General features: G+C 70.2%; 12 protein-coding genes. 4 read left to right on the forward strand and 8 right to left on the reverse strand.

What is annotated here, in order from left to right; all coding sequences use genetic code 11:
* Positions 1–95: 95 nt before the first annotated feature.
* The 3 genes from ACIHCM_RS01875 (at position 96) to ACIHCM_RS01885 (ending at position 3,494) form a co-directional block, all read left to right on the forward strand.
* Positions 96–1,238 carry a universal stress protein gene (locus ACIHCM_RS01875; protein WP_399887741.1) on the forward strand — a complete coding sequence of 381 codons (1,143 nt, stop codon included), beginning with the start codon at positions 96–98 and terminating at the stop codon, positions 1,236–1,238.
* 173 nt (positions 1,239–1,411) lie between these two features.
* Entirely contained in the window at positions 1,412–2,779 is a 1,368-nt protein-coding gene (locus ACIHCM_RS01880; protein WP_399887743.1) for a TrkH family potassium uptake protein, read from the forward strand.
* Positions 2,772–3,494, forward strand: coding sequence for a potassium channel family protein (locus ACIHCM_RS01885; RefSeq protein ID WP_399887745.1), 723 nt, complete (start codon positions 2,772–2,774; stop codon positions 3,492–3,494). The genes ACIHCM_RS01880 and ACIHCM_RS01885 overlap by 8 nt, the downstream gene beginning before the upstream one ends.
* 31 nt (positions 3,495–3,525) lie before the next feature.
* On the opposite strand, the gene ACIHCM_RS01890 is transcribed toward ACIHCM_RS01885, so the two are convergent.
* The 6 genes from ACIHCM_RS01890 to kdpF form a co-directional block, all read right to left on the reverse strand.
* The gene (locus ACIHCM_RS01890) at positions 3,526–6,078 is read right to left on the reverse strand and encodes a DUF4118 domain-containing protein (protein WP_399887747.1); all 2,553 of its coding nucleotides are present in this window, start codon (positions 6,076–6,078) and stop codon (positions 3,526–3,528) included.
* A 54-nt stretch (positions 6,079–6,132) separates the two neighbouring features.
* Positions 6,133–6,816 (reverse strand): response regulator, encoded by a 684-nt coding sequence (locus ACIHCM_RS01895; protein WP_399887749.1) that lies wholly within the window; start codon positions 6,814–6,816, stop codon positions 6,133–6,135.
* Between the two features lie 124 nt (positions 6,817–6,940).
* Positions 6,941–7,555: a potassium-transporting ATPase subunit KdpC gene (kdpC, locus tag ACIHCM_RS01900; protein ID WP_399887751.1), complete on the reverse strand. Its 615-nt coding sequence runs from the start codon at positions 7,553–7,555 to the stop codon at positions 6,941–6,943.
* 5 nt (positions 7,556–7,560) lie between these two features.
* Complete coding sequence (kdpB, locus tag ACIHCM_RS01905) at positions 7,561–9,699, reverse strand: potassium-transporting ATPase subunit KdpB (protein ID WP_399887753.1); 2,139 nt, start codon at positions 9,697–9,699, stop codon at positions 7,561–7,563.
* Positions 9,699–11,360, reverse strand: a complete 1,662-nt coding sequence (gene kdpA / locus ACIHCM_RS01910) for a potassium-transporting ATPase subunit KdpA (RefSeq protein WP_399887756.1) — start codon at positions 11,358–11,360, stop codon at positions 9,699–9,701. Before kdpA ends, kdpB begins: the two co-directional genes overlap by 1 nt.
* Positions 11,361–11,369: 9 nt before the next feature.
* Positions 11,370–11,459 (reverse strand): K(+)-transporting ATPase subunit F, encoded by a 90-nt coding sequence (gene kdpF, locus ACIHCM_RS01915; RefSeq protein WP_355810199.1) that lies wholly within the window; start codon positions 11,457–11,459, stop codon positions 11,370–11,372.
* A 371-nt stretch (positions 11,460–11,830) separates the two neighbouring features.
* On the opposite strand from kdpF, the gene ACIHCM_RS01920 reads away from it, so the two are divergent.
* Complete coding sequence (locus tag ACIHCM_RS01920; protein ID WP_399887759.1) at positions 11,831–12,451, forward strand: hypothetical protein; 621 nt, start codon at positions 11,831–11,833, stop codon at positions 12,449–12,451.
* Positions 12,452–12,693: 242 nt separating this feature from the next.
* Here the strand turns inward: ACIHCM_RS01920 and ACIHCM_RS01925 are convergent, their stop codons facing one another.
* Positions 12,694–13,209, reverse strand: a complete 516-nt coding sequence (locus ACIHCM_RS01925; RefSeq protein WP_399887761.1) for a hypothetical protein — start codon at positions 13,207–13,209, stop codon at positions 12,694–12,696.
* A 36-nt stretch (positions 13,210–13,245) separates the two neighbouring features.
* Positions 13,246–13,419 (reverse strand): hypothetical protein, encoded by a 174-nt coding sequence (locus ACIHCM_RS01930; protein WP_399887763.1) that lies wholly within the window; start codon positions 13,417–13,419, stop codon positions 13,246–13,248.
* Positions 13,420–13,509: the final 90 nt, after the last annotated feature.

The following is a 13,509-nucleotide window of genomic DNA, read 5'->3' on the forward strand; positions in this document are numbered from 1 at the left end:
GAGCATGGTGAAGAGCGGTGCTCCGCTCGGCGTCGGAGCGACGTCCAAAGCGCTGCGCGTCACGCAGGGGGCGGGTCGTCCGGAAGGAGGGATGTATGCCACGGGGCAAGCTGCGGGTCTATCTCGGGGCGGCTCCCGGGGTGGGCAAGACGTACGACATGCTCGGCGAAGGGCAGCGCCGGGCGAAGCGGGGCACCGACGTGGTCATCGGGTTCGTGGAGGACTACGGCAGGCCGATCACCCGGCAGATGGCCGAGGGGTTGGAGACCGTGCCCCGCAAAGTCATGCCCTACCGGGGCACCTCCTTCAGCGAGATGGATCTCGACGCCGTCCTCGCCCGCCGCCCTCAGGTCGCGCTGGTCGACGAGCTCGCCCATACGAACGTCCCCGGCTGCCGCAACGAGAAGCGCTGGCAGGACATCAAGGAGCTGCTGGACGCGGGCATCGACGTCATCTCCACCGTCAACATCCAGCACCTGGAATCACTCAACGACGTCGTCGAGCAGATCGCCGGGGTCAAGCAGCGCGAGACCGTCCCCGACGACGTGGTGCGGCAGGCCGACCAGATCGAACTGGTGGACATGTCCGGCGAGGCGCTGCGCCGTCGAATGGCGCACGGCAACATCTACCCGCCGGAGAAGATCGACGCGGCGCTGTCGAACTACTTCCGCCTCGGGAATCTCACCGCTCTGCGCGAGCTGGCCATGCTGTGGGCCGCCGACCGGGTCGAGGAAGCCCTGCTGCGCTACCGCGAGGGCCACGGCATCCAGCAGCCGTGGAGCATCCGGGAACGGGTGCTGGTCGCGTTGTCGGGCGGGCCCGAGGGCGACACTCTCATCCGGCGTGGCAAACGGATCGCCTCGCGCGGGGCGGGCGGGGAGTTCCTCGCCGTCCACGTGGTACGGGGTGACGGGCTCGTCACCGGCTCCCCCGGCCTCCTGGATCACCAGCGTGCGCTGGTGGAAGAGCTTGGTGGCAGCTTCCATACCGTGACCGGGGACGACACGGCTCAGGGCGTTCTGGACTTCGCCCGGGTGGTCAACGCCACCCAGATCGTCATCGGTGCCACCCGGCGCAGCCGCCTGAAGGAGCTGTTCTCCCGAGGCGTGGGCGAGACCATCATCGAAGGCTCGGGTGATGAGATCGACGTCTATGTCGTCACCCATTCCGAAGCCGCGCACGGTCGGCTCCTGCACCGCCGTACGCGCCCCGCCGAAACGCACGATGCCGCGCAGTGATCCGAGGCCGTGACCTGCCCCTCGGTGGATTCCGACGCCTTCTTAACGCCGTGCCGCGTTCCGTACTCCGGTTCGGACGGGGATGCTGGCCCAGGACGGCCTCTTTCCGGCCGCCCATGCGATCAGGCCACTGCCGAAGTGTGGCGTCGGGACATCGGAGGTGGCTGGTGGCCGTGGGTGCGACGCGGGCCCGGTGGTCACGGCTGGCCGTCCACCCCACCCGCGGCGTCGTGTCGGGCTTCGCGCTCGCCATCGTGCTGGGGACAGCCCTGCTGACACTGCCTGCCGCCACCGCTCCCGGCCGTGACACGAGCACGCTGACCGCTCTGTTCACCGCCGCGGGTGCGCTCAGCGGCGGGCTGTCCATCGTGGGGACCGGCAGCCACTGGTCCCCGTTCGGCGAAGGCGTGGTCCTGGCGCTGATCCAGATCGGCGGATTCGGCATCATGACGCTCGCGTCGCTGCTGGCCCTGCTCGTATCCGGCCGGCTGCGGCTGCGGACGCAGCTCACCACACAGGCCGAGACGGAGACCAGCGGTCTGGGTGTCGGTGGTATCCGCCGGGTGCTGCTGGGAATCGCCGGTACGACGCTGGCCGTCGAGCTCGCCACGGCCGCCGTGCTCGCGCTCCGTTTCCGCTTCGGCCACGGCCTGACGGTCGCGGACGCCGTCCACCACGGGATCTTCTACGGGATCTCCGCCTTCAACAACGCCGGATTCGCCCTGCGCGACGACAACCTCGTCGGCTATGCGCACGATCCCTGGATCCTGCTGCCGATCGCCCTCGCCTGCATGCTCGGCGCCCTCGGCTTCCCCGTGCTGCTGGAACTGCTGCGCAGCCACAAGGCACAGGGGGGCGGCACGGGACGCTGGTCCCTGCACACCCGGCTCACGCTCGTCACCTCCGCCCTCCTGCTCGCCGCCGGCACGGTCATGACCTGCTGCCTGGAGTGGAGCAACGCGGCGACCCTCGGTCCCATGAGCTCGGGCGACAAGGTACTGAACGGGTTCTTCACCGCCGCCAGTGCCCGTACCGCGGGTTTCAGCACCGTGGACACCGGTGCCATGGAACCGGCGACCCTGCTGGGCATCTGCGTGCTGATGTTCATCGGCGGCGCCAGCGCGGGCACCGCGGGCGGCATCAAGGTCACCACGTTCGCGGTGCTGGCGGCCGCGATCCTGGCCGAGATCCGCGGGCACGCCGAGGCGGACATCATGGGCCGCCGGGTCTCCGGTGCCACACTGCGCCAGGCACTCACCGTGGCACTGCTGGGCGTGGGCCTCGTCATACTCGGCACGCTGGTCCTGCTCGCCGTCACCGGGTTGCCGACCGGGGCGGTCCTGTTCGAGGCCGTCTCCGCCTTCGGCACGGTCGGCCTGAGCACCGGCATCACCGCGGACCTTCCCGCAGCGGGCCAGCTGACCATCGTCGTGCTGATGTTCATCGGACGCGTCGGCCCGATCACACTCGCCAGCGCGCTCGCTCTGCGGCAGCGCGACCGCCGCTACACCCTGCCCGAGGAGCGACCCGTCATTGGCTGACCGTCTCAACTTCCTGCGTATGCGCCGGCCTCGGCGCTCCGCCGCCGACCGCCGCACGCGCCGCGACTCCCGGGTCGCCGTCATCGGACTCGGCCGCTTCGGCCAGTCCGTGGCAGGAGAGCTGATCCGGCGTGGCTGGGACGTGCTCGGTGTCGACGCCGACCCCGGCCTCGTCCAGAAGGTCGGCGACGAGCTGACCCACGCCGCCGCCGCGGACTGCACCGACCCCGCCGCTCTGGCGCAGCTCGGCGTCGGGGAGTTCTCCCGCGTGGTGGTCGGCATCGGCACCGACCTGGAAGCCAGCATCCTGACCACCTCCAACCTCGTCGACGCGGCCGTCCCCCACATCTGGGCCCGGGCCACCACCCGCCAGCACGGCCAGATCCTGGAACGTATCGGTGCCCACCATGTCGTCCTGCCCGAGCACGACATGGGCGAGCGCGTGGCCCACCTCGTCACCGGCCGCATGCTCGACTTCATCGCCTTCGACAGCGACTACGCCCTCATCAAGACCCTCGCCCCGAAGGTCGTCGGCGCAGTGCCGCTCGGCGAGAGCCGGGTGCGCAGCACGTACGGCGTGACCGTCGTCGGCATCAAACGCCCTGGCGCCGACTTCACCCACGCCACGGCCGAGACGGTGGTCCACCCGGGCGACGTCATCATCGTCACCGGGAAGACCCGGGCCGTGGAGACGTTCGCGGAGCTGGACCAGTGAGACGGCGTCACCGTCACCGGCCCGGCGTGTACTACGAGGTGGCAGTCGCCGGGAGATTCGCGGGAACCGGCTGACGCTCTGCGGCGGTCGGCAGGCTGAGCACCATGGTCAAACCACCGCCCGGGGTGTCCTCGGCGTGGAGGGTGCCGCCCAGGGCCTCGGCGAATCCGCGGGCGACCGCGAGGCCGAGGCCCACGCCGTTGCCGCGCGGGGCGTCCCCGTAGCGCTGGAAGGGCGCGAAGATGCGGTCCTTGGCCTCGTCGGGGACGCCCGGTCCGCGGTCCACGACGCGGAGTTCGACCCGGTCGGCGATGGCGCTGGCCGCCACCAGGACCGGCTCGTCCTCGGGGCTGTACTTGACCGCGTTCTCCACGATGTTGGCGACGACCCGCTCCAGCAGACCCTTGTCGGTGGCCACCATGGGCAGGGTCTCGGGGATGTCCAGGTCGACCGTCTCGTCGGGTTCCGGGATGCCGCCCAGGGCCAGCGGGACGACCTCGTCCAGGTCGATCTCGCGGATGAGCGGGGCGAGGGTGCCGGTCTGCAGGCGGGACATGTCCAGCAGGTTGCCGACCAGGTGGTCCAGCCGGTCCGCGCCCTCCTCGATCGCCTCCAGGAGATCGGCCCGGTCCTCTTCGGACCATTCGACGTCGTCCGAACGCAGGCTGGACACCGATGCCTTGATGCCGGCGAGCGGGGTGCGCAGGTCGTGGCTGACCGCGGCGAGCAGGGCGGTGCGGATGCGGTTGCCCTCGGCCAGTTCCCTGGCCTGGTCGGCCTCGGACTGCAGTCGCTGGCGGTCCAGGACGACGGCGGCCTGGGCGGCGAACGCGGACAGAACCCGTCGGTCCGAGGCGGGCAGCACCCGGCCGGACAGGGCCAGTGCCATGTGGTCGCCCACCGGCACGTCCACGTCGGCGTCCTCGGGCCGCTCCACGACGGGGGTGTCACCGACCCGGCCCGCGCAGGTCCACGGCGCTGTGTCGTTCTCCCGCTCCAGCAGGCCGACCGACCGCATGCCGAAGGTCTCGCGCACCCGCTCCAGCAGCTCATCCAGGCCGGTCTCGCCGCGTAGCACACTGCCGGCGAGGAAGGAGAGGATCTCCGACTCGGCGCGCAGCCGGGCCGCCTGCTCGGTGCGGCGCGCGGCCAGGTCCACCACGGACGCCACCGACACGGCCACGCCGACGAAGACAGCGATGGCGACGATGTTCTTCGGGTCGGCGATCGTCAGCGTGTGGACCGGCTCCGTGAAGAACCAGTTGAGCAGCAACGACCCCACCGCGGCGGAGGCCAGGGCGGGAAGCAGGCCACCCAGCAGCGCCGCCGCCACCGTCAGCGTCAGGAACAGCAGCATGTCGTTGGCCAGGCCCACATCGGGCACGACATGGCTGAGCAGCACGGTGAGGAGCACGGGGCCCGCCACACCGGTCAGCCAGCCCCAGACGATCCGCTGCCGACCTAGCCGTGCGCCCCTGGCGACCGGCAGCCCGCGCCCCTTGCCGGCCTCGTCGTGGGTGATCAGGTGGACGTCCAGGTCGGGCCCCGAGTCGCGGGCGACGGTGGCGCCGACACCGGGCCCGAAGATGTACTGCCAGCTCTTGCGGCGGGAGACGCCGAGGACGATCTGGGTGGCGTTGACGGCGCGCGCGAACTCCAGCAGCGCGGCGGGGACGTCGTCGCCGACGACGTGGTGGAAGGTGCCGCCGAGGTCCTCCACAAGGGTGCGCTGGACTGCCAGTTCCTTCGGGGAGGCCGAGGTCAGTCCGTCGCTGCGGGCGATGTAGACCGCCAGGACCTCGCCGCCGGCGCCCTTCTCCGCCAGCCGCGCGGCCCGCCGGATCAGCGTGCGCCCCTCCGGGCCGCCGGTCAGGCCCACCACGATCCGCTCGCGGGAGCCCCAGATCTTGGAGACCCGGTGTTCGCTGCGGTACTGCTGCAGGTACTCGTCGACCCGGTCGGCCACCCACAGCAGCGCCAGCTCCCGCAGCGCGGTGAGGTTTCCGGGGCGGAAGTAGTTCGACAGAGCGGCGTCGACCTTGTCGGGCTTGTAGATGTTGCCGTGGGCCATGCGCCGGCGCAGTGCCTGCGGCGACATGTCGACCAGCTCGATCTGGTCCGCCCGGCGCACCACCTCGTCCGGCACGGTCTCCTGCTGCCGGATGCCGGTGATGGACTCGACGACGTCACCGAGTGACTCCAGGTGCTGGATGTTCACCGTGGATATGACGTCGACGCCGGCCGCGAGCAGTTCCTCCACGTCCTGCCAGCGTTTGGTGTTGCGAGAGCCCGGGATGTTCGTGTGGGCGAGCTCGTCGACCAGGGCGACCTGCGGGCGACGCGCCAGGACCGCGTCGACGTCCATCTCCGTGAAGACGCTGCCGCGGTACTCCAGCTCCTTGCGCGGCATCTCCTCCAGGCCGTGCAGCATCACCTCCGTGCGCGGCCGGCCGTGATGCTCGACGAACGCGACCACGCAGTCGGTGCCGCGTTCCACCCGCCGGTGCGCCTCCGACAGCATCGCGTACGTCTTGCCGACGCCCGGTGCCGCACCCAGGTAGATCCGAAGCTTGCCGCGTGCCATTGTCTCGTCTCTGCTCTCGTCTCGTGCGGGCGGTGGGCCGGCCGGGGATCGGGCTCACGCCTCGAAGCGGTAGCCCATGCCGGGTTCGGTGATGAGGTAACGGGGGTGGGACGGGTCGGCCTCCAGTTTGCGGCGCAGCTGGGCCATGTACACCCGCAGGTAGTTGGTCTTGCTGCTCTGCGACACTCCCCAGACCTCCTGGAGAAGGTGCTTCTGTGTGACGAGCCGTCCGGGGCTGGTCACCAGGATCTCCAGCAGGTGCCACTCGGTCGGGGTGAGGCGGACGTCGTGTCCGCCGCGGTGGACCTTCTTGGCGGCCAGGTCGATGGTGAACTCGTCCGTCGTGACCAGCTTCGTCTCGGGTTCGATCGGCATGGCTTCGGTACGGCGGACGGCGGCGCGCAGGCGGGCGAGCAGCTCGTCCATGCTGAACGGCTTGGTGATGTAGTCGTCGGCGCCCGCGTCCAGGGCGGCGACCTTCTCGTCGGACGCCCGCCGTGCGGACAGCACGAGTATCGGGACCCTGGTCCAGCCGCGCAGGGCCTTGATGACGTCGACGCCGTCCATGTCGGGCAGGCCCAGGTCGAGGACGACCACGTCGGGCTGGCGGGCGGCCGCCAGGCGCAGGGCCGTGGCGCCGTCCGGGGCCGCGTCGACGCCGTAGTGGCGGGCCTGCATGTTGATGACGAGCGCGCGTACGAGCTGGGGGTCGTCCTCCACGACCAGCACCCGGGTCATCGGTGTGCGCCTTTCCTGTCATGCGCGGGGCGGGACAGCCCACCGGGGGCTGGATGCCGGTGGGAGCCGACGGCCCCGGAAGGTGTCCCGGGCCGTCGGCTCCCGTGCGGTTCGGGTAAACTCATCAGCTCTTCGCCGCGAGTTCCTTGAGCGCGATGTTCAGTTCCAGGACGTTGACGTGCGGCTCGCCCATGAAGCCGAGGGTGCGGCCGTCGGTGTGCTCGTCGACCAGCTTCTGCACCTGGGCCGCGGTCAGCCCGTTGTTCTCGGCCACCCGCTCGACTTGGAGGTCCGCGTACTCCGGGGAGATGTGCGGGTCGATCGCGGAGGACGAGCCGGTCACCGCGTCCTTGGGCACCTCGGACGCGGGTACGCCGTTGAACTCGGCGACCTGTGCCTTGGCGGCCTTGACGTTCTTGACGAGGGTCGGGTCGCTGGCGCCCAGCTGGCTGGAGCCGGTGGCCAGCGGGTCGTAGCCGCTGTTGGAAGGGCGGCCCTGGAACCACTTCGGGTCCGGATTGTCGGTGCCGGGCAGGTTCCAGCTCTGGCCGATCAGACGGGAGCCGACCTCCTTGCCCTCGGCCTCGACCATCGAGCCGTTGGCCTTGTCGTTGAACAGGGCCTGGCCGATGCCGGTGACCAGCAGGGGGTAGGCGATGCCGGTCACCACGGTGAGGACGAGGAGCATGCGCAGGGCGGCCCACGCCATGCGTGCGGAGCTTGCGAGAGAGGTGTTCATGTCCTTCACCCGATCCCGGGGATGAGCGAGATGAGCAGGTCGATGATCTTGATTCCGAGGAACGGGGCGATCAGGCCGCCGAGGCCGTAGATCGTGAGGTTGCGGCGCAGCATCTTGTCGGCGCTGACGGGCCGGTACTGGACGCCCTTCAGGGCGAGCGGCACCAGCGCGATGATGATCAGCGCGTTGAAGATGACCGCGGACAGGATCGCGGAGTCCGGCGAGGACAGGTTCATGATGTTGAGCTTGTCCAGGCCCGGGTAGACGGCCGCGAACAGCGCCGGGATGATCGCGAAGTACTTCGCGACGTCGTTGGCGATGGAGAACGTCGTCAAAGCGCCTCGGGTGATGAGGAGTTGTTTGCCGATCTCGACGATCTCGATCAGCTTGGTCGGGTTGGAGTCGAGGTCGACCATGTTGCCGGCCTCCTTGGCGGCCGACGTGCCGGTGTTCATCGCCACGCCGACGTCCGCCTGCGCGAGCGCGGGTGCGTCGTTGGTGCCGTCACCGGTCATCGCGACCAGCTTGCCGCCGGCCTGCTCCCGCTTGATCAGCGCCATCTTGTCCTCGGGAGTCGCCTCCGCGAGGAAGTCGTCGACGCCCGCCTCCTCGGCGATCGCCTTGGCGGTCAGCGGGTTGTCACCCGTGATCATGATCGTCTTGATGCCCATGCGGCGCAGCTCATCGAACCGCTCCCGCATGCCGTCCTTGACGACGTCCTTGAGGTGGATGACACCCAGGACCCGGGCACCCTTGGCGTCGTGGACCGCGACCAGCAGCGGGGTTCCGCCCGCCTCGGAGATCCGGTTGGCGATCGTGTCCGCGTCCTCGGCGACCGTGCCGCCCTCCTCCCGCACCCAGGCGATGACGGACGCCGTGGCGCCCTTGCGCACCTTCCTGCCGTCCACGTCCACACCCGACATGCGGGTCTGGGCGGTGAACTCGATCCACGTGGCATGCGCCAGCTCGCCCTGGTGGCGCTCGCGCAGCCCGTAGTTCTCCTTCGCCAGTACGACGACCGAGCGGCCCTCGGGCGTCTCGTCGGCCAGCGAGGAGAGCTGCGCGGCGTCGGCGACCTCGGCCTCCGTCGTCCCGCGCACCGGCACGAACTCGGATGCCTGGCGGTTGCCGAGCGTGATGGTGCCAGTCTTGTCGAGCAGCAGCGTGGATACGTCACCGGCGGCCTCGACCGCACGGCCGGACATGGCCAGCACATTGCGCTGGACCAGGCGGTCCATGCCGGCGATGCCGATCGCGGAGAGAAGCGCGCCGATCGTCGTCGGGATGAGGCAGACCAGCAGGGCCACCAGCACGACCATCGTCAGATCGCTGCCCGCGTAGTCCGCGAACGGCGGCAGGGTCGCCACCGCCAGCAGGAAGACGATCGTCAGCGACGCGAGCAGGATGTTCAGGGCTATCTCGTTCGGCGTCTTCTGCCGTGCCGCGCCCTCGACCAGGTTGATCATCCGGTCGATGAAGGTCTCGCCGGGCTTCGTCGTGATCTTGATGACGATGCGGTCGGAGAGCACCTTCGTACCGCCGGTGACGGCGCTCCTGTCACCGCCGGACTCGCGGATGACCGGCGCGGACTCACCGGTGATCGCCGACTCGTCGACGGAGGCGACGCCTTCGACGACGTCGCCGTCGCCGGGGATGATGTCGCCGGCCTCGCAGACGACCAGGTCGCCGATCTTCAGCTCGGTGCCGGGCACCTGCTCCTCGCGGTCGCCCACGAGGCGGCGCGCGACCGTGTCGGTCTTGGCCTTGCGGAGTGTGTCGGCCTGGGCCTTGCCGCGGCCTTCGGCGACGGCCTCCGCCAGGTTGGCGAAGATCACCGTCAGCCACAGCCAGGCGCTGATCACCCAGCCGAACCAGTCGCCCGGGTCCTTGAACGAGAAGATCGTCGTGAGGACCGAGCCGACGAGGACCACGAACATCACGGGGGACTTGATCATCACCCGGGGGTCGAGCTTGCGGCAGGCGTCCGGCAGCGACCTGATCAGCTGCTTGGGGTCGAACAGCCCGCCGCCGACACGGCCATCGGACGACTTGTGCCCGGTGGGCGCGTCCTGGTGGGGCGCGAGGGTGGGTGTGGACATGGAGTCCTGCTTCTGTACGTCGGTCTTCTGCGTGTTGGTGGTCATCACGCCAACCCTTCGGCCAGCGGGCCCAGCGCGAGGGCCGGGAAGAACGTCAGACCGGTGATGATCAGGATCGCGCCGACCAGCAGACCGGTGAACAGCGGCTTCTCGGTGCGCAGCGTGCCCGCCGTGGCCGGTACCGGTTTCTGCTCGGCGAGCGAGCCGGCGAGCGCCAGCACGAACACCATCGGCAGGAAGCGGCCGAAGAGCATGCACAGCCCGAGCATGGTGTTGTGGTACTCGGTGTTGGCGGCGAAGCCGGCGAAGGCGGAGCCGTTGTTGTTGGAGGCGGACGTGTAGGCGTAGAGCACCTCGGAGAAGCCGTGCGCGCCGATGTTCGTCATCGACGACTCGCCCTTGCCCAGCGCCATCGCCAGCGCCGTGCCGATCAGCACCAGCGCCGGGGTGATGAGGATGTAGCAGGCGGCCAGCTTGATCTCACGGGAGCCGATCTTCTTGCCCAGGTACTCGGGCGTACGGCCGACCATCAGACCGGCGATGAACACCGCGATGATCGCCATGATCAGCATTCCGTAGAGCCCGGAGCCGGTACCGCCGGGTGCGATCTCGCCCAGCATCATGCCGAGCAGCAGCACCCCGCCGGACAGGCCGCTGTAGGAGTCGTGGAAGGAGTTGACCGACCCGGTCGAGGTCATGGTCGTGGAGACCGCGAACAGCGAGGAGTTGCCCTCGCCGAAGCGCTGCTCCTTGCCTTCCATCGCGCCGCCCGCCAGCTGGGAGGCGGTGCCCGGGTGGGCGTACTCCAGCCAGGTCACGGCGATGACGCCGAGGAACCAGATGGTGGCCATGGCGCCGACGATCGCGTAGCCCTGCTTGACCGAGCCGACCATCTTGCCGAAGGTGCGCGGCAGCGAGAACGGGATCACCAGCAGCAGGAAGATCTCCAGCCAGTTGGTGAAGCCGTTGGGGTTCTCGAACGGGTGCGAGGAGTTGGCGTTGAAGTAGCCGCCGCCGTTCGTGCCCAGGTCCTTGATGGCCTCCTGGGAGGCGACCGCGCCGGGGCTGATGGCCTGCTTGTCACCGGTCAGCGTGGTGATCGTGTGGATGTCGCCGAAGTTCTGGATGGCGCCGCAGGCGATGAGGACCAAGGCCGCGACCACCGAGATCGGGACCAGGATGCGGACGGTGCCGCGCACCAGGTCCGCCCAGAAGTTGCCCAGCTCACCGGTGCGGGAGCGGGCGAAGCCGCGGACCAGCGCCACCGCGACGGCGATGCCGACGGCCGCGGAGACGAAGTTCTGCACGGCCAGGCCCATCGTCTGGGTGACGTGGCTCATGGCCACCTCGCCCGAGTACGACTGCCAGTTGGTGTTGGACACGAAGGAGGCGGCCGTGTTGAACGCCTGGTCCGGGGTGATCGGCTCGAAGCCCAGCGACAGCGGCAGCTTGTCCTGCACCCGCTGCATCACGTAGAGGAAGAGCACACCGACCGCGGAGAAGGCCAGCACCCCGCGCAGGTAGGCGGGCCAGCGCATCTCGGCGTCCGGGTTGGCACCCACGGACCGGTAGATCCACTTCTCGACCCGCAGGTGCCTCTTGGACTGGAAGACGGCGGCCATGTAGTCGCCGAGGGGACGGTGCACCAGGGCGAGCGCGCCGATCAGCGCGGTCACCACGAGCACGTCAGCAAATACGGAACCCATGACGGCGGCTCAGAACCTCTCCGGGAAGACGAGGGCGAGGACGAGATAGCCCAGCAGGGTGACGGCCACGACCAGGCCGACGATGTTCTCGGCAGTCACAGCTTCGCCACCCCCTTGGCGACGAGAGCCACCAGCGCGAACACCGCGATCGTGGCGACGACGAAGGCCATATCGGCCATCGCAAGCTCCTGGATGAGGTTCGGAACGGATCGGACCAGTACAGGAAACCCGCCACTCGGCCGGATTCCAGCGTCCTTAACGGCCCTCTTACGGCGACTCCGACGGCCTTGACACACCTCTTACGCCGCGCCGCGCCCGCCGTTCGGGTGATCATGGCCTTGCGCGGAACGGGCCGGTCCTCCCAGCCGGCCTCCGCAGCCCGCGCCAAGGCGTCAGGGATCGGTCGGCAACCCGTTAGCGGCCCGTCAGGAAGGGTGTCCGGGCGACGTCTCCCGCCTATCGTCCCGGCCATGGGAGACCGCACTCATGGGCACGGGGAAAGGCACGGTACCGGCCCGTCCGGCCCCGGGGCCGACGGTACCGCGGGGCGCCTCGCACCGCACGGGAACGAGATCGTCGACTGCGAGTGGGCCGCGGACCTGCGCACCGCGCAGCTGTGTGCCGGTTCCCTCCTCGGGCTGCTCGTCCTGGTGGACGCGGCGGCCGGTACGTTCACCGCCGCGCGTGCCGTTCTGTGGAGCGGGCTCGCCCTGCTGTTGTTCCTGGTCCTGATGCCTCCCCGCGTCACGGCGGGCGAGGGATGGCTGGCCGTACGGACCCTCAGGGGCACCCACCGGGTGCGTACCGACCGCCTGGTCGCCGCCCGTGTCACCGGTCACGCCTGCCAGCGCCTGCTCCTGCGGGACGCCCTGGGCGGGCAGGCCGAATGCGACATCCAGGTGCTGATCACCAACCCCGCCCTGTGGCACCGCCTCGACACGGACGCCCGGACATCGGCCGACGGGAAGCGCCACGCCCCTCGCCTGGCCGCGTTGCGCACGTTGTCGGACCGCATCGACCGCGAAACCGCGTTGGCCGTGTTCAAGGTCTCCGGGATGACGGCCGCGACCGACGAGCGCCCCGCCGCCTGAAACGGTCCGGGTGAGACCCGGCGCGGTTCGGCGGCGCCCTGAAGGGGTGCGGGGCCGTGTCCGATGTGCGGCCGCCACCGCGCGGGCGGGTCCAGCCGCAGCGGCGCCGCCGCACGCCGGTCCATCGCCGCCCCGCTCCCGAGCCGCACACCGGCACAGCCGGCGGAGCGCTCGGCCTGGCCGGGGTTGCGTGTGCGGCCGCGCGGGGCCCCGCACGGCCGAGGCGTGTCCGTGCCCCGGCGTCAGCCCGAGGTGTGTCCGTTCGCCAGGCCGGCCGTGTCCAGGGCGGCGCCCGCCTGGTCGGCGAGCGTCACCGCGACCAGCCGGGCCTTGAGCGAGGGAGCGCCGCCCGGTCCGGGGGTCATCATGAACCGTCCGAAGTAGTGCCCGTTTCCGTACGCGCGCAGTTCGATCCGGCCCTCGGGCCGGCCGGCGGCGTCGACGTCCCAGCGCCGGCGGCCGACCGCAACCGCGCCGTCCTGCTCCAGCCTCGGCGGCCGCCCCATGAGCGTGCCGTACTCGAAGCGGCAGGTGCGCAGGTCGAGCAGCTCGACCAGCTGACGCCGAACATGCTCGACCACCGCGTCGGCCGAGCTGGTGGTCCTGGCCAGGTCGGCCGTCTCATGGATACGCCGGAGGTGTTCGGCGTCGGTCACCGTCACCACCTCCAGCCGCCTGGCGTGGGCGGCCAGCTGGGAGACGATCAGGCCGACGGCCAAGAGCAGCACGGCGGTCTCGATGTCGTCCGTTTCGGTCATGGTGAACCGCTGGTACGGACGGGTGAGGAAGCTGTATCAGAGTGCGGCTGCGCCGCGGGCGAACCACACCGCAGCCGACAGTGACGCGACCGCGCCCGCGATCCGGTCGCCGACGGCCGCGACGGCGACGACCACCACGACCACCACGACCACCACGACCACCACGACCACCACGACCACCACGACCACCACGACCACCACGACCACCACGACCAGGATCAGGGGCCCCGTTGGTGTTCGACAAGCCGGTGCGGAACGGCACGGGGGCGAGGGCCGCCAGGAGCGGCCCCAGCAGCGCGG

This window comes from Streptomyces sp. NPDC052023, from assembly GCF_044548465.1.
In the GTDB taxonomy this organism is placed as follows: Bacteria; Actinomycetota; Actinomycetes; order Streptomycetales; family Streptomycetaceae; genus Streptomyces.

Coding starts and splice junctions, on each gene's coding strand:
- ACIHCM_RS01875 (WP_399887741.1), top strand. CDS start 96: ATGCCACGGGGCAAGCTGCGGGTCTATCTCGGGGCGGCTCCCGGGGTG.
- ACIHCM_RS01890 (WP_399887747.1), bottom strand. CDS start 6,078: ATGGCACGCGGCAAGCTTCGGATCTACCTGGGTGCGGCACCGGGCGTC.
- ACIHCM_RS01895 (WP_399887749.1), bottom strand. CDS start 6,816: ATGACCCGGGTGCTGGTCGTGGAGGACGACCCCCAGCTCGTACGCGCG.
- kdpC (WP_399887751.1), bottom strand. CDS start 7,555: ATGAACACCTCTCTCGCAAGCTCCGCACGCATGGCGTGGGCCGCCCTG.
- kdpB (WP_399887753.1), bottom strand. CDS start 9,699: ATGACCACCAACACGCAGAAGACCGACGTACAGAAGCAGGACTCCATG.
- kdpA (WP_399887756.1), bottom strand. CDS start 11,360: ATGGGTTCCGTATTTGCTGACGTGCTCGTGGTGACCGCGCTGATCGGC.
- ACIHCM_RS01920 (WP_399887759.1), top strand. CDS start 11,831: ATGGGAGACCGCACTCATGGGCACGGGGAAAGGCACGGTACCGGCCCG.
- ACIHCM_RS01925 (WP_399887761.1), bottom strand. CDS start 13,209: ATGACCGAAACGGACGACATCGAGACCGCCGTGCTGCTCTTGGCCGTC.